Here is a 16,074-nt window from a genome sequence, read left to right as displayed (position 1 = left end):
CATTTCAGTTCTTCTCCACAACAGTCGCAGGTTTGGGGATAGTGGTCGGTTACGCTATCACACTCTTCCACTGGATACACGGGACGGCTATGACAGAGGTGTCCTGATTGCCCGCCCAGCAATTCCAAATTTAAGGTTTCATGACATAAAGATGCTTATGACAAGAGGTTTGCACAATCTTAACATTTGGAGTGATCTCTGAAATGGCGCAAAACCCTTCCGAATTTATTTTTGCTTTTGCCCGCCGAGCTTTTTTCCTATTGGCTTCTTTTTCTTGGTGTTTCCGAGGTTGGGAGCGTCTGAAGCGGGAGGGCTATGGGAGTTCTTTGAGTTGCGATTGACTTTCTCCTCTAGCTGCTCGTTCGCTCCTTGTAATTCCTTGAGGTGTTGCTCGAGTTGCTCTATATTCAAACCTAACTGCACTAGCAATTGTCTGACGCCGGCTGGAGTCCTCTCCCAATCCTCTGCGCCAATTCCTGACATCCCTAGTGACTGCTTCTCATCCATGTCTCTTAGATTACCAGATTTCGTCCCCCCCTGAACGGTTACGTATTCTATAAAGGTAGATCAGACAGTGATGCAATTCAGGCTTGAATCGGCCATTTTAGAGAAATTGTCCAGCAAATATTAACTATGAAAACTATCGTTAATTATCATGTGATTGACCCTAAGAATATTGGGGATTTGTTCTCCTCCCCAGTCCATTACTTTGAGTTTCCTGGTTATGAAGTTATTAAGCGAGATATTCGGACTCTGGATAAGTCCTCAGCACCAGAAGACCCAGAAAGTTTATTAAATCATCATGCCATCGTTGGTGGTGGTGGGTTAATGTTTAACCGCTTTTTGCACAATTTCCAACGTTTACAAGCTGGTAAAAATGGCAATAGTTTGATTTTGTGGGGTGCTGGACAGCAGGATTATAACCTCAAAAATTCTGGTGATAATTTATTGCCCTATAATGCTAGTAATTTTGACTACAAGCCTTATTTAACAAATTTTAATCTCACTGGAATTAGAGACTATAATCAAGGCTATGATTGGGTACCCTGTGTTAGCTGTATGGATAAGGCTTTTGATAATGACTACTCGATACAACATGATTTTGTAGTATTTTCACACAAAAAGTTTCAAATTAAAATTGATTCATTTCCTCGGATGACTAATGAAGATAATAACTTTGAGAAAATTATTAGTTTTTTGGCTTCAGGGGAAACTATTTTAACCAGTTCTTTCCACGGAGCCTATTGGGGAACACTGCTGGGACGAAAGGTTTTAGCTTTCCCATTTACCAGTAAATTTTTGACACTGAAACACCCAGTTGCTATGTACACAGGGATTCGTTGGAAGAACCCAAAAAGGGAGATTAAAATATTGGGTAAAACTCTCTATCAGGGTTTCGATGAAAGTAAATTCTTGTGCAGTACGGACAATTGGCGATCGCATATTAAAAACTGCCAATCTTATCCCGAAAGTTTGTCAGAATGTCGCAATCGCAATAATTGGTTTTATCAGCAAGTCATGAATCACCTAAGAGAGCTTTCGTAAATTAATGTAAAGAAGCTGGACATAATCGAAAAATATGGTGTGGCGGTTTTCAGTCTAATAAGGTATAGTAAATCCCTTGATAGATAGGCGTTTCAGCGTTTCAATCGGGACTCACTTCTGTGAAAACCGCTATAACTACCGAGGTATTGACAAATTAGGAAAAAACCAGAACTTCCCCCTTGAGAACTTGAGTTAAAACTTATAAGCTGTTCGTAATTTAAATTGCTTGTTGAGATCAGGCGGTCGGCGGTCGGAAAAATCGAATATGCAATTTAGATTCAAAACAGCTTAGGATGTTTTGCAGAAGTGTTGAACGTGGAAAAAAGTCCTACAAAATTTGATCTTATAGATAAAAGTATCGTCAGCATGAGAGACTTAAGCGCACGCATGAAAATGCAGAGAATTAATGTCAATACGTCAACGTTTTCTAAGGCGAGTAAAATCCGAGAGACAGAACCATTTGAGAAAATCATCAATAAATTAAATAAAAGTTTATAGCAATTCCCCTAGTTATGAGGTACAGAGTCTTAGGTTTTGAGGAGTCAGGAGTTAAGATTTTGGTATACCTCATGAGATTGGGAAACGCTATAGTAAACAAAAAAGGAAAAGAAGCAGCTCAAGCTTTATTTCCAATTGACTCGACAATAATCTCACTGACAAGTAAACTGTTGTGGACAAAAGGATCAGGGTGAGAGCATCTCAAAAGCTATTGACAATTGGCCAATTTTGTGATCCGCATGGGCATTTCAGGTGATACCAGTCAATCAGAATAGTTGCGAAATCTTAACATTTGGTCGATTTTTGCTTAACAATTGAGATGGCAAATTCTCCTCAAATATGCCTAAATCGCTCTCTGGGCAAGCAATCCACACAAAGTTCATTTTGTCAAGAATTGTTAAGATGCGCTTGCCCTGTGTCCCGAAAGAGTGCAATTCTACCCTAGGGGAGATGCGGACAGTTTAGCCAATTGTTTAGAACAATTTATCCTCAATCCAATTCCTCGCTTGTTACCCGAAGATATTCCCAATAAAGTTAATCTCTGGACTTGGAAAGATGTGGCCAAAAAATATGTAGAACTACTGAAAGAAAATGCAGGTTATTGATCTCTATATCTACCCGATTAAATCCTGTCGAGGTATTCAACTATCCCACGCTGAAGTGACTCCTAAAGGTTTACTCTGGGATCGAGAAATGATGTTAGTGGATGGCAAGGGTAAATTTATCACTCAAAGAGAATATCCGCAATTAGCCACCGTTTCTATCACGATGACAGAGGATAATTTTTCTCTGAAAACATCTCAAGATTCCCTAACTTTTTGTCCTAATTTCACAGGAGAAAAAAGAGCGGTTCAAATCTGGGAATCTCACACCATAGCCATGGATCAAGGGGATGAAATCGCCGAATGGTTCGAGAAAATTCTCGACATTCCCTGTCGTTTAGTGCGACAATCTCCCGATTATCCACGTCCTGCGAATCCTCGCTATGCGGGGAACGATCATACCCCCGTCAGCTTTGCCGATGGTTATCCAATTTTATTAACTAATACTGCTTCTTTAGAGGACTTAAATCGGCGTTTAGTGGCACCAGTGCCGATGAATCGTTTTCGTCCTAATATTGTTATTAGTAGCGATCAAGCTTTTAGCGAAAGTAGTTGGCAAAAGATCAAAATTGGAGAGATAAATTATGCTCTGGTTAAACCCTGTAGTCGCTGTATTATCACCACCACCGATCAAGAAACGGGTAGGAGAAATCCCCAGCAAGAACCGTTAAAAACCTTAAGCACTTTTCGCCGTTTCCCCGGGGGAATTATGTTCGGAGAAAATGTCATCCCCGAAAAGACGGGTACAATTAAAGTCGGCGATCCTATTACCGTAATCTAGAGATATAGAGATATGGGGGGATGGGGGTTATCAGTTATCAGTTATCAGTTATCAGATGTGAGCTTTCAGTTCACTGATTAAGTACCTAAGCAAAATTAATTACACATATCTAACCCCGCTCTTGCCTATTGCCTTTTGCCTCTTGCCTATCTTCACTAGGAAATTAATTTTGCACGACTACTTACTGTTCACTGTTCACAGCAAAAAACTCCCCACTCGCCACTGATAACTGTGCGGGTATCAAGGTTAAGATAAATAACCATAAGAACAATACTTGACTAGAGACACTGAAACCATGCCCCTTGATACCGCCTCGATTTTAGAAGTATTACGTCCCGTTCAAGATCCGGAACTGCAAAAAAGCCTAGTGGAATTGAACATGATCCGCAATGTGGCGATCGATGGCGGAAAAGTTAGCTTTACCCTAGTTTTGACCACTCCCGCCTGTCCTTTGCGCGAATTTATCGTGGAAGACTGCCAAAAAGCCGTTAAACAGCTGCCCGGGGTGGAAAGTGTCGCCGTGGAGGTAACTGCCGAAACCCCGCAACAAAAAGCTTTACCCGATCGCCAAGGCGTGGAGGGGGTTAAAAATATTATCGCCGTTTCCAGTGGTAAGGGCGGTGTGGGAAAAAGTACCGTGGCTGTCAATATCGCCGTCGCCTTGGCTCATTTAGGGGCAAAAGTGGGGCTATTAGACGCGGACATCTACGGCCCCAACGCCCCGACAATGTTGGGCTTAAATGACGCACAAGTGACGGTACAGGGCGCAAATGGCGAGATATTGGAACCCGCTTTTAACCATGGCATCAAAATGGTTTCCATGGGCTTTTTGATCAACCCCGATCAACCGGTAATCTGGCGCGGTCCGATGTTAAACGGCATTATCCGTCAGTTTCTCTATCAAGTCAATTGGGGCGATTTAGACTATTTAATCGTCGATATGCCTCCCGGTACCGGGGATGCACAATTAACTTTAATTCAATCGGTCCCCCTAGCGGGTGCGGTGATTGTCACCACTCCCCAGACGGTTTCTTTAATTGATGCGCGCCGGGGTTTAAAAATGTTCCAACAGCTAGGGGCGCGGGTTTTGGGTATCGTGGAAAATATGAGTTATTTTATCCCTCCCGATCAGCCCGATCGCTCCTATGATCTATTTGGGTCCGGTGGTGGGGAAAAAACCTCGCAAGAATTGGGTATTCCTTTACTGGGATGTGTGCCTCTGGAGATAGCCCTGCGGGAGGGCGGTGATACTGGTGTACCAGTGGTTTTGGGGCAACCAGAATCGGCCTCAGCTAAAGCCCTGATAGCGATCGCTCGTCAGGTGGCGGCGAAAGTATCCGTGGCAGCCTATAGTTAGGGTTTGCGGCAAAAAGTTTTTCGGTGGGGGCAGGGTGTGGCCCCCCCCAACCCCCCCGACATCGGGGGGGTTGGGTGTAGGGTGTAGGGTTTTACCCATTTTCAGGGAAAAAGTCCCTAAATTTTCCCCCCAATCACTCCAATGTCCGGTACTTTTGGATTTCAAAAAGGTCTAAAAGTCTTATCGAACAATGTTTTTAGATTTATTGAGCAAACCCTAGTTAGTTAGTAAATTTGGGGAGAGAAATGGTGAGAAGACAGTCCCTTGTTAGTAGGAAACTAAGCGGTTTTAGTGAGCAGTTTAGCTTTATTTTCCGGGATATAGCCCAAATTGATTGGCTTTTGTTCGTTTTGGTGACGGGTTTAACCGTTTTCGGTGGTTTAATGATTCGTAGTGCCGAAAGACATACCACTGCTCTCGACTGGTGGCAACACTGGTTATTCGGATGCGTGGGAGTGGCGATCGCTTTATTTCTGGCCCGTTGTCGTTACGAAAGTCTGCTGAAATGGCACTGGTTAACCTATCTTCTTACCAATCTCTCCCTAATTGCGGTAATTGTCCTAGGGGTGACGGCGAATGGGGCGCAAAGTTGGATTAATATCGGCAGTTTTAACGTGCAACCGTCGGAATTTGCGAAGGTAGGTTTAATTATCACCCTGGCGGCCCTCCTACATCATCGTCCCGCCGATAATCTTTTTGCGATCGCTCGTGTCTTTGTCGTCACTGCCATCCCCTGGGTGTTAATTATGGCGCAGCCGGACTTGGGGACAGGATTAGTCTTTGGTGCAATTACCCTAGGCATGATTTACTGGGCTAATGCGAAACTACCTTGGATGATTATCCTCTTATCTCCCCTCGCATCGGTTTTTCTGTTTAATTTACTTTTTCCTGCTTGGATTGTTTTAGCAATTATCATCGGTGTACTTGCTTGGTTTACCCTTCCCTACCGTTTTTTATCTACTTTCATCGTGGTGGCAACTAATCTGGCAGTGGGTAAATTAGGCGAGGTTTTTTGGGGTTTATTAAAAGAATATCAAAAAGATCGTTTAACCCTATTTCTTCACCCAGAAAAGAATCCTTTGGGGGGAGGTTATCAATTAATTCAATCCCGCATTGCCATCGGATCCGGAGAATTATTGGGACGGGGATTACACCAAGGCACCCAAACCCAATTAAATTTTATTCCCGAACAACACACCGATTTTATCTTCTCTGTAGTCGGGGAAGAATTCGGTTTTGTTGGCAGTATTCTAGTTTTAATAGCTTTCTGGTTAGTTTGTTGGCGTTTGTTAGTCATTGCTAATACGGCTAAAGAAAACTTCGGTTCTTTAATAGCGATCGGTGTTCTCTCGATGATCGCTTTTCAGGCAATTCTTAATATTAGCATGACCGTGGGATTAGCCCCGATTACAGGGATTCCTTTACCCTGGTTAAGTTATGGACGTTCATCTTTATTAACCAATTTTATCGCCTTGGGTTTAGTGGAATCCGTGGCTAATTATCGCCCCCGTAAGCGTTTGTACTAAGTAGTTGTGCAGCTATCAGTTATCAGTTATCAGTTATCAGTTATCAGTTATCAGATTTGAGTTTTAAGTGTGGAGTATTAAATAGAAGTTTCCTACTATCTTTTTACTGATTACTGTTTACTGTTTACTGATCACGGCAAAAAGCTGACGGCTTAGATGTATATAGCGTTTTTCAGTCTGCTGAGGTACAAAAGTTATGGGTTTTAGGCAAAAGGCAAGAGGCAGAAGGCAAAAGGGAAGAAAAATAGGTGTACCTCAATAGCTTAGGAAACGCTATAATTAATTTTGCTTAGGTAATTAATATTTGAGCAGATTTAGTAGAGTGGGAAACCCACTTTCCGCACTTCTTAACATTCAATTGATGATTTTTACTAATATATTCCTTCCAAACCCTTGCCAGTAAGAATTATAACTACAATGATGGATTTTGATCAAGGTGAAGAATTGTAAATTTTTTTCTCAGAAAAAATCAATTATTGACAATGTTCTCAATAGTAGTTTCTATAATCAAGGTTTTTCGTTAAAACATCTTGGGGAATGTAAAAACATATACAAGTATATGAAGATATGCTGAATGTCGGATTTAGCAGAAATTGTTCTTAAGTGCTTGACATTGGCCAGATTAGTGCTTATGATGTTTTCCATCACCCAAACAAAGGCAAATTATTTGCACAATCCCAATTCTGAAAGCCATGCACAGCAAAGCTTTCAGGGGTTATTGCAGGTGGTTAGTTTTGTCTGAGTGATCAAACCTATTCACTCGAAATTACCAGAGGAATAACAATGGCATATCCTAACGATCAACAAGGTAAAGCACTTCCTTTCTTTGCTCGTTTCTTGTCCGTAAGCAAAGAGGAATCTTCCATCAAGTCTCCTTCCCCTGAGCGTGAATATAATGTTACACTCAAATACCCTTCTGACTGGGAAGAGTTTTAAACTCAGGTTACATGAGTAATTGCAGCACTTTTCTTGATTACACCGTACAGACAAAAAGCTAAAGGAGCCACTAAGCAAGGCTTGCAGCCAAAAAAACTGCACGTTGAGATCCTGAGAAGTGCTGTAAAGTAACTTTGGTAATTACTCAAGAAAAAAACCAATACTGCAATAAGTCAAGCAAAAGCAAGACTTTTTGCAGCATTTTCTTGAGATTAGGATCAATAAAGACCGACCCAAAAGCCTTAAGATGGGTTAAAATGTAAGGACTTGCAACTGATATGAAAGAATCGCCTAAAGTTGTTTTATTGTTGACCCATAGCGGCGATTTTTTCACGATTGACCGCGTGGCTGAGGCGATAGAAAAAAAAGGAGCCACACCTTTTCGCTTAGATACCGATAAATTTCCCTTAGAGGTTCAACTAACAGCCCAATTTAATGGGAAAAAAAGTTTTTATCAATTAACCTATAACCATCAATCTATTGATAGTCAACAGGTGCAATCTGTTTGGACAAGACGTATTTGGCAGCCTGAACTAACAGGGGATTTAGATCCTCAGTTTCGGGAGGTTTGTGTGCGAGAATCCCAGACGACTTTGGCCGGTTTTTGGGATAGTTTAAGGTCAGCGCGTTGGTTAGATAATTTAGCGCAAATTGAGAAGGCTAAAAATAAGTTATTACAACTTCGTTTGGCCTCAGAAGTTGGCTTAATTATTCCCCCCACTTTAGTTACCAATAATCCTGATGCTGCCCGGGAGTTTTTTTCCCAGGTTCAGGGACGAATGGTGAGTAAATTGTTAACTGCGATCGCCCGAAGTATGGAATCGCCGGAATTTTTTCTTTATACCAGTAGGGTGAAAGCAGAAGACCTTGAGGAAGCGGAATCTTTACGTTATTGTCCCATGGTTTTTCAAGCGGAAATTCCCAAACAATTAGAATTGAGAGTTGTCGTGGTTAATGGACAGACATTTGTGGGTGCTTTAGAATCTTCTCAGTATAATAATTCTGCCGTAGATTGGCGAAGACCTGGTATTGATCCTGGTGCTTGGCAACATCATACTTTACCCGATTCACTATTGCAGCAACTTCAGATTTTTATGGCTAATTTAGGGTTGAATTTTGGGGCGTTTGATTTTATCTTAACTACTAGGGGAGAATACGTTTTTTTAGAAGTTAATCCGGGTGGTGAGTGGGGAATGTTAGAACGGGATTTAGATTTACCTATTTCTAATGCGATTGCCGATTTTTTAGTATGCTAAAAATCAAACCAAAACCTAATCAGGATTTTGAGGATTTTAGGATTATCAAGATTCTCAATCCAAAATCTAATCAGGATTCTCAATCCCAAATCATCAAGGAAATCTATGACCGTTTTAATTGTTACTTTTAGCCACGATAATGAAAGTATTCCTCTGGTAATCAAAGCCATAGAAACGATGGGGAAAAAAGCCTTCCGTTTTGATACTGATCGCTTCCCTACAGAGGTGAAAGTTGATCTTTACTCAGGCGGTCAAAAAGGCGGAATTATTACCGATGGAGAAAAAAAATTAGAGCTAAAAGAAGTTTCTTCTGTCTGGTATCGACGCATTAGATACGGACTAAAATTACCCGATGGGATGGATAGTCAATTTCGCGAAGCTTCTCTTAAGGAATGTCGGTTAAGTATTCGAGGAATGATTGCTAGTTTATCTGGTTTTCATCTTGACCCAATTGCTAAGGTAGATCATGCCAATCATAAACAATTGCAGTTACAAGTAGCGCAACAATTAGGTTTATTAATTCCGGGGACTTTAACTTCTAATAATCCTGAAGCTGTCAAGCAATTTGCTCAGGAGTTTGAAGTGACGGGAATTGTGACTAAAATGCTTTCTCAATTTGCTATTTATGGAGACAAGCAAGAGGAAATGGTTGTTTTTACCAGTCCTGTTACTAAGGAAGACCTAGATAATTTGGAAGGTTTGCAATTTTGTCCAATGACTTTTCAGGAAAACATTCCTAAAGCTTTGGAATTACGCATCACTATCGTCGGTGAACAAATATTTACGGCGGCGATTAATTCCCAACGATTAGACGGTGCTATCTACGATTGGCGAAAAGAGGGAAGAGCGCTCCATCAACAATGGCAACCCTACGATTTACCGAAAACTATTGAAAAACAACTACTAGAATTAGTGAAATATTTGGGTCTTAATTACGGTGCAATTGATATGATTGTCACACCAGATGAACGTTATATCTTTTTAGAAATTAATCCCGTTGGCGAGTTTTTCTGGCTAGAACTTTATCCTCCTTATTTTCCTATCTCCCAGGCGATCGCTGAAATCCTAGTTAACTCATAAACTGGCAAAGACAGAGCCAGAGTATTTTATCGCATCGACGAGGCTCTGACTCCCGATTCCCCCCGACTCCTGACTTGAAAATAGAGGCTGAAATAACGCCAATTCGTCAATCAGAATATTCTCATGCTTGGTGGTGCCAACTTTGACATCAGGACTGCCGACTGCCTTCGTTAACGACCTAAAAGATTGCCAATATCAGCACATCCCCCCGGAATGGTTGCGCGGGACTTTTCCCCACACCAACGACAACAATAGTGACGTTGTTCCTCGCTCATGTTTTTCACCCCGGTAAAATTGACATTTTCTACCACTGCTCCCGTGTGTTCTCCTCTGTCATAATTGGGGGGAACGCTGCGACTGCGGGGGGTAGCATTTTCTGGGGAACCATAAAATAAACGCATCCCCTTGATATCGGCCCCTCTTAAATTAGCTTCGTAGAGAATTGTCCGCGATACATTTGCTTTTACCAAATCGCTATAACTTAAATCGGCCCGCACCATATTCGCTTCGCTTAAATCGGTCCAGCGCAGATCCTGCCCGGAAATGTCGGACCCCGCTAACATTACCCCCAGTTGTACTACTCTTGTACCGAACTCTCGATCCTCCGCGTAACCCCCTTCCCCGTCTAGAATCGGTCGGCCTAGATAACGATCGCGTTTAATCGGTGATAATAGCCGCGATTGACTCAAAAAACGCAGTATTTTCGCTTTTCCAGAGGCATCGACACTGCTGAGGATGGAAGCGGTGCGACCTTCTGCGATCGCTCTTTCCTGGGGCCAATCTTCTAAAAATCCCTCCTCATCCAAGGCTAAATCGGAAATCCCCTGAAAATAGGAATCGATCGTCTGTTGTTGGGTAATGCGATTTTGTTGTATGGTTAAATCCTTAGAAATAACGTACTGTTCCCAGGCCACATAGACGGCTAACACGGCGATCATAATCTGTCCCAAGGCCCCCACCCACTCGGCCCAGGAACCGAACTCATCGTATTTAAAACTGTCTAACCATCGCAATATGCGCTCGTAAACTCCTAAATATTTCCCTAATCCGGCCAGAGCAGCTATAAAAACTATAAAAGCGAAAACCGTCTGACGTTCAGAGGGAGTGAGATAATGGGCGATCCACTGGCGAATAGAGGGCAAAATCACCTGTAAAGATATTAATATCGCTACTATCGCCCCAGAAAAGCCTAACCAGTCCCAGCTAAAGACCAGGCCGATGGTCATCAGCATCAGGGGGGCCAGTAGTAACCCCGCGTTACCCGGTCGAAGATCTTTTAATACTAGGATGCGCTGACGCACGGGATTACGCGAAGATAAAGAGGAGACGTATTCGGAGGCATCGGGGGCCGATAAACTGGTTTTACCGTTATTTTCGGGGTTATCAGCCCTATTTTCCACGGTGAGTTTTTCTGGGTCTTTGCGATCGCTCATATTAATCCTTGTCAAGAGAAAATAATTCCACACCGAAAACTGAAGCGAAAACCCTCGATAAATCTTGCTGTACTTGCATAAGACTAATATTAGGCAGAAACTGCCGTAAACTGCCCACGGGTTTATTAGCAATCCCACAGGGAATAATCTCGGCAAACCCGCTTAAATCCGGACAAACATTGATGGCAAAACCATGATAGGTAATCCAACGACTAACTTTAATACCGATCGCCGCTATTTTATACCCTTCTACCCATACCCCTGTCAAGCCCCCGATTCTTGCCCCCGACAATCCATAAATAGCTATAGTTTGCAGGATGACTTCTTCTAATTGTCGCAAATACCAGTGTAAATCCTGCTGATAATAGCGCAAATTGAGGATTGGATAGCCCACTAACTGCCCCGGACAGTGATAGGTTACTTCCCCTCCTCGCTCGATTCGGTACACTTCTTTGTCGGTTTTGTCAAGATTAAATTTAATAAACTTAATATCTGAACCAGTACCAAGGGTGTAAACGGGGGGATGTTCCAGCAGCAGCAGCACATCGGGTAAGTCGGGATCGGCAATTCTCGCCGCCACCAGCGATCGCTGGTGCGCCCAGGCCAGAGAATAGGGAGTAATTGCCTGAATTTTCAGCCCACAGAGACGAGGTATTTTTTGAGCATTCATTGCGAGATTTGTCAAAATATTTAAGAAATGTAAAAGAGCGCAAAGGAAGATTAAAAGAAGGGAAGATATATATGTCGGGGAGAATACTAAGTGCTAATCTAAGGATATCCCATCTATTCGGATGTTAACCGTCGCACAGGAGAAACAATCACCGGATTCCCTAGCTGGCGGCCAAAATCGGTTTCTTTAAATAAAAGTTAACAGAACTTCGCACTTCTGTTAAGAGAAGCTTTGCAGAAACTTGTTAGAATAGAGGTAGATAAATCCAGTTGCAAATAGGCGCTCGACCCGATGAATTTTCCGCACGATCCGACAAAAAAAAGAGAAAGAGAACACCGACAATATCTAGACTGTGACCTCTAACAACAGTGCGATCGAGCAGATTTTTGAGGATTAAATTCCTAGCATCAACATCCCTTAAAAATAGTTGATGTGGACGGTCTATAGCAAAATTTTTAGATGGAGTAGTGAGTATGAAGCTATTGATTCAGGGCAATAATATCGCTGTCACCGAAGCTATTCATGATTATGTGGAACAAAAGCTGGAGAAAGCGGTGAAACATTTTAACGGCATGACCACAAAAGTGGATGTTCACCTCTCCGTGGAAAAGAATGCACGCATTCCTGATCGCCACAAAGCGGAAGTAACGGTTTATGCTAATGGAACAGTGATTCGCGCTCAAGAAGGAAGCGAAAATTTGTACGCGAGTATTGATTTAGTTTCTGATAAAATCGCTCGTCAACTCCGCAAGTATAAAGAAAGATTGGTGGATCATCGCACCAACGCCACCGTTAAAACTAGCGAGGTGGTGCAAGAGAAACCCTTAGAGGATAGCCTAATTGGTGATCGCACTCCCGAATTACCTGCGGAAGTAGTGCGGATGAAATACTTTGCCATGCCACCGATGACTATTGAGGAAGCACTAACACAATTGCAATTAGTCGATCACGATTTCTTTATGTTCTGCAACAAAGACACGAACGAAATCAACGTTATCTATCAACGCAATCACGGCGGTTTTGGTGTTATTCAGCCTCGTCCCGTTAACGTAAATGGCAAAGAACCCCATTAACAGTTAGCGACTACAAATAAAACCAAAGACTGGAGAAATTCTCCAGTCTTTTTCTCATCTAACCAAGATTAACTTTCACCACTTTATTTTTTTCTGCCACCGCTTTCGGGAGGGTGAGAGAAAGAATACCGTCTTGATAGTTAGCGGTAACTTGGCTATTTTGCACCTCCACTGGCAGGGTAATCAAGCGACTAAATTTACCATAATAAAATTCGCTGTTTTCCACCTCGGCAGGGCGTTGACGTTGCCCATTAATAGCCACCATTTGTTTGCTAACCTCCACATCGATATCTTTAATATCCACACCGGGTAATTCGATTTTTAATTCCACGGAATCCTCATTAACAGAGATTTCCACCGGGGGACGAGATACCGATGAATTTGTCGGTAATACTTCTTGAAAAAGTTGATCGATTTGACGTTGGACAGAATTAATTTCTAGGAAGGGAGAATAAAGAGTGAAAGCCATAGTAATAATTTCCTTGAGAGGTTTTCTCTGACTGCGATTGTCTCTATCTTAAGCAACTAACTGGGCTTACACAAGGCGGTTTTCAGGAAATAAAAAGTCGCAATAACCGATACAGTTATCAGTTATCAGTTATCAGTTATCAGTGGGAAGTTGTGGGGTGTGGGGTGTGGGGTGTGGGGTGTGGGGTGTGGGGTGTGGGGTGTGGGGTGTGGGGTGTGGGGTGTGGGGTGTGGGGAAGTGGGGAAGTGGGGTGTGGGAAGAATAAATAAAAATAATCTCCTATCTCCTATCTCCTATCTCCTATCTCCTGTCTCCTGAATACTGACTCCCGACTCCTGCCTTCGTTATAACCATTGTTGTAATTCCGGCCAGCCCAAACCCTGACGCACAATCTCCGGTTGATCGCTGGTAAAGTCAACAATGGTTGACACTTCCGAACCGGGAGCCGAACCATCTTCGATAATTAAATCAACCACATGATCGAGGGCATCGAATAACCTAGGGGTTTCTAATCCCTTGGTGGGAAAATCTCCCTCCTCATCGGGAAGATGGGCAGAACTAGAGATAATGGGATTTTCTAGGGTTTCGATAATAGTGCGACAGATAACGTGATCGGGAACCCGGATACCGGTGGTTTTCCGCTTCGGATTCATCACCACTTTCGGCACTAATTTAGTCGCCGGTAAGAGAAAAGTGTAGGGACCGGGTATAACTCGTCGCATAATCTTATAGGCATAATCGCTGACCACTGCGTACTCGGAAATATTCGACAAAGAAGAACAGAGAAACGTCAAGGGTTTATCATTAGATAGTTGCTTGATTTGGCGAACTCGTTCGACGGCGGATTTCACATTGAGATCGCAACCGATCGCATAGACGGTATCGGTAGGATAAAGCATAATTGCCCCATTTTTCAGGGCATGACAGATTTCTTGGATAGAACGTTGTTGGGGATTTTCCGGATGGAGAGAGTAAATAGTAGCCATGATAGCAAAATCGTCGCCTATTGGGATTGTCCCACGGGAATTGCCGGGGATATGTGTTTAGGGGCGTTAGTAGATTTAGGAGTCCCCTTAGAATACCTGATTGCACAACTAAAAACTTTAGGAATTGAGGATGAATATCAGTTAAGGGCCGAAAAAGTGCATCGTCGCGGTCAAATTGCTACTAAGGTTCACGTCGATGTCACTGCCGAGAAGTCCGCCGATCATCACCACCATCATCATCATACCCCCGCTCGTCATTTACCGGAGATTGAAAATTTAATTAAACAGGCAAATTTACCCCAGAAAGTCCAAGAATGGAGTTTAGCGGTTTTTCAACAACTTGCGATCGCAGAAGGAGCCGTTCACGGGATCGCGCCGGAAAAAGTGCATTTTCACGAAGTTGGGGCAACCGATGCCATTATTGATATCGTCGGGACTTGTTTGGGTTTGGACTGGCTATCGGTGAGTGAATTATACTGTTCTTCTCTACCCACCGGCGGCGGTACAGTTCAGGCCGCCCATGGTCGTTTACCAGTTCCCGTGCCAGCAGTAGTACAATTGTTCAGCCAGCGACAAGTCACAATTTATAGTAATGGCATCGAAGCAGAGTTAGTAACACCCACGGGGGCAGCTATTGTGACAACTTTAGCTAAAAGTTTCGGTAAACCCCCGAAAATGCAGTTAGAAAAGGTCGGTTTAGGGGCAGGTACAAAAGATTTACCGATTCCCAATCTTGTCCGGCTTTGGTTAGGGAAAAAAACACCAGAAAAGCTAGATGAAATTGAAACCGTGGCAGTTTTAGAAACTCAAATTGATGACTTAAATCCGCAAGCGATCGCCTACTTAAGCGAGGCTTTATTACAAGCAGGTGTCTTGGATGTATTTAGTCAAGCAATTACTATGAAAAAATCCCGTTTGGGAATACTTTTGACAGTAATTTGTGCCTTGGATAAAATTGCTATTTGTGAAAATATGATCTTTCAGGAAACCACAACTTTAGGCATTAGAAGGACGATTCAAGAGCGATCAATCTTAAAAAGAGAGATACAATCGATCGATACTGTCTATGGACAAATTCGGCTAAAAGTTGCCTATAAAGAGTCAATTAATCAACCGATTACCGTACAACCAGAATACGAAGATTGTGCCGCAATTGCCCGTCAGCATCATCTACCTTGGCGATTTGTTCATCAAATGGCCTTAGCTATTTGGCAAGAAAAAAATTAGTCTTGACAGCAGGGCGATTTTCTCCTAAAACTGCCATATCCATTGTTTGAAAGCTATTTTCAGGAAAATAATCCCAATTTAAAACCTGTTCTTGGCTAAAAGGACAATCAACTGGAAAAGTTTCTTTTGGTAAATTAGTTTCATTTACCGTCCCTCGCACTGCTTTCTGATAACATTCTGCGAAAATATCGGCTAAATAGGGTTTTAAGCTAGGACTATCCCTTAAAATAAGCTCTAATTGTTCTCTTTGCTCATCAATGGTATTTATCGAGTTATTAGTCCGTTTTTCTGGTTGATATTGCCATTTAAGTAAGTGCATCAAGAGAACTTTTAAACGGCCGAATACCTCCCGTCTATTATTACGTCCTATATCGGATATTTCTTCGATTAAGTTATCTAAATCAAGGGCTTGTAAATTGCCCTTTTTTAAGTGATTTACGGTTTGCTCAAGCCACAAATTAAAATCAGTTTCATAAAGTTGATAATATCCCATTTAAGTAGGTAGGCACAATTATTTGTAGGATGGGTTAGCGGTAGCGTAACCCATGCGGGCGTTGGGTTTTATGCTTCAACCCAACCTATGTTCATTTTATATTTAATTCCACCCACCTACTTAGAAGTGGGTGGTAACGCAC

General features: G+C 42.4%; 15 protein-coding genes and 1 pseudogene. 10 read left to right on the top strand and 6 right to left on the bottom strand.

All coding sequences use genetic code 11. The annotated features are described in order from the left end of the window. Positions 1-225 precede the first annotated feature (225 nt). Complete coding sequence (locus ACE1AQ_RS22025) at positions 226-507, bottom strand: DUF6444 domain-containing protein (protein WP_110543258.1); 282 nt, start codon at positions 505-507, stop codon at positions 226-228. A 126-nt stretch (positions 508-633) separates the two neighbouring features. On the opposite strand from ACE1AQ_RS22025, the gene ACE1AQ_RS22020 reads away from it, so the two are divergent. The 8 genes and pseudogenes from ACE1AQ_RS22020 to ACE1AQ_RS21985 all read left to right on the top strand — a co-directional run bounded on the left by ACE1AQ_RS22020 (position 634) and on the right by ACE1AQ_RS21985 (position 9,581). Then, positions 634-1,545, top strand: coding sequence for a polysaccharide pyruvyl transferase family protein (locus ACE1AQ_RS22020; protein ID WP_110543256.1), 912 nt, complete (start codon positions 634-636; stop codon positions 1,543-1,545). Between the two features lie 914 nt (positions 1,546-2,459). After that, positions 2,460-2,648: pseudogene (locus ACE1AQ_RS22015) on the top strand (glycosyl transferase group 1 family protein); the annotation flags it as partial. Further along, on the top strand, positions 2,635-3,426 hold the full coding sequence (locus tag ACE1AQ_RS22010) for an MOSC domain-containing protein (protein WP_110543254.1): 792 nt from the start codon (positions 2,635-2,637) through the stop codon (positions 3,424-3,426). The pseudogene ACE1AQ_RS22015 and the gene ACE1AQ_RS22010, both read left to right, overlap by 14 nt. Positions 3,427-3,721: 295 nt before the next feature. Next, a complete protein-coding gene (locus tag ACE1AQ_RS22005) occupies positions 3,722-4,783 on the top strand; it encodes an Mrp/NBP35 family ATP-binding protein (protein ID WP_002733003.1) in 1,062 nt (353 codons plus the stop codon). A 245-nt stretch (positions 4,784-5,028) separates the two neighbouring features. Then, the gene (rodA, locus tag ACE1AQ_RS22000) at positions 5,029-6,309 is read left to right on the top strand and encodes a rod shape-determining protein RodA (RefSeq protein ID WP_008201951.1); all 1,281 of its coding nucleotides are present in this window, start codon (positions 5,029-5,031) and stop codon (positions 6,307-6,309) included. A gap of 783 nt (positions 6,310-7,092) precedes the next feature. Continuing rightward, positions 7,093-7,245, top strand: coding sequence for a microviridin/marinostatin family tricyclic proteinase inhibitor (locus ACE1AQ_RS21995; RefSeq protein WP_008201950.1), 153 nt, complete (start codon positions 7,093-7,095; stop codon positions 7,243-7,245). A 278-nt stretch (positions 7,246-7,523) separates the two neighbouring features. Beyond that, a complete protein-coding gene (locus ACE1AQ_RS21990; protein WP_374809217.1) occupies positions 7,524-8,501 on the top strand; it encodes an MvdC family ATP-grasp ribosomal peptide maturase in 978 nt (325 codons plus the stop codon). 105 nt (positions 8,502-8,606) lie between these two features. Then, positions 8,607-9,581, top strand: coding sequence for an MvdD family ATP-grasp ribosomal peptide maturase (locus ACE1AQ_RS21985; protein ID WP_374809216.1), 975 nt, complete (start codon positions 8,607-8,609; stop codon positions 9,579-9,581). 170 nt (positions 9,582-9,751) lie between these two features. On the opposite strand, the gene ACE1AQ_RS21980 is transcribed toward ACE1AQ_RS21985, so the two are convergent. Continuing rightward, entirely contained in the window at positions 9,752-11,014 is a 1,263-nt protein-coding gene (locus ACE1AQ_RS21980) for a pentapeptide repeat-containing protein (RefSeq protein WP_110544652.1), read from the bottom strand. A 1-nt stretch (position 11,015) separates the two neighbouring features. Beyond that, positions 11,016-11,684 carry a lipoyl(octanoyl) transferase LipB gene (gene lipB / locus ACE1AQ_RS21975; RefSeq protein ID WP_110544650.1) on the bottom strand — a complete coding sequence of 223 codons (669 nt, stop codon included), beginning with the start codon at positions 11,682-11,684 and terminating at the stop codon, positions 11,016-11,018. Between the two features lie 473 nt (positions 11,685-12,157). Between lipB and hpf the strand changes: the two genes are divergently transcribed. Next, entirely contained in the window at positions 12,158-12,757 is a 600-nt protein-coding gene (gene hpf / locus ACE1AQ_RS21970; protein ID WP_008206024.1) for a ribosome hibernation-promoting factor, HPF/YfiA family, read from the top strand. A 58-nt stretch (positions 12,758-12,815) separates the two neighbouring features. Here the strand turns inward: hpf and ACE1AQ_RS21965 are convergent, their stop codons facing one another. Together ACE1AQ_RS21965 and ACE1AQ_RS21960 are read right to left on the bottom strand one after the other, a co-directional pair. Further along, positions 12,816-13,226, bottom strand: coding sequence for an Hsp20/alpha crystallin family protein (locus ACE1AQ_RS21965; RefSeq protein ID WP_008206026.1), 411 nt, complete (start codon positions 13,224-13,226; stop codon positions 12,816-12,818). 344 nt (positions 13,227-13,570) lie between these two features. Beyond that, positions 13,571-14,212 carry an L-threonylcarbamoyladenylate synthase gene (locus ACE1AQ_RS21960; RefSeq protein ID WP_008206028.1) on the bottom strand — a complete coding sequence of 214 codons (642 nt, stop codon included), beginning with the start codon at positions 14,210-14,212 and terminating at the stop codon, positions 13,571-13,573. Here ACE1AQ_RS21960 and larC point away from each other — a divergent pair. Further along, positions 14,189-15,439 carry a nickel pincer cofactor biosynthesis protein LarC gene (larC, locus tag ACE1AQ_RS21955; protein WP_110543149.1) on the top strand — a complete coding sequence of 417 codons (1,251 nt, stop codon included), beginning with the start codon at positions 14,189-14,191 and terminating at the stop codon, positions 15,437-15,439. The two genes, ACE1AQ_RS21960 and larC, sit on opposite strands and share 24 nt — an antisense overlap. On the opposite strand, the gene ACE1AQ_RS21950 is transcribed toward larC, so the two are convergent. Next, complete coding sequence (locus tag ACE1AQ_RS21950; protein WP_253257638.1) at positions 15,417-15,932, bottom strand: DUF29 domain-containing protein; 516 nt, start codon at positions 15,930-15,932, stop codon at positions 15,417-15,419. The two genes, larC and ACE1AQ_RS21950, sit on opposite strands and share 23 nt — an antisense overlap. Between the last annotated feature and the right edge of the window lie 142 nt (positions 15,933-16,074).

Source organism: Microcystis sp. BLCC-F209 (assembly GCF_041928595.1).
Classification (GTDB): domain Bacteria; phylum Cyanobacteriota; class Cyanobacteriia; order Cyanobacteriales; family Microcystaceae; genus Microcystis.
Note: the sequence above shows the minus strand (reverse complement) of the source record. Positions and strands in the feature narration are given on the sequence as shown.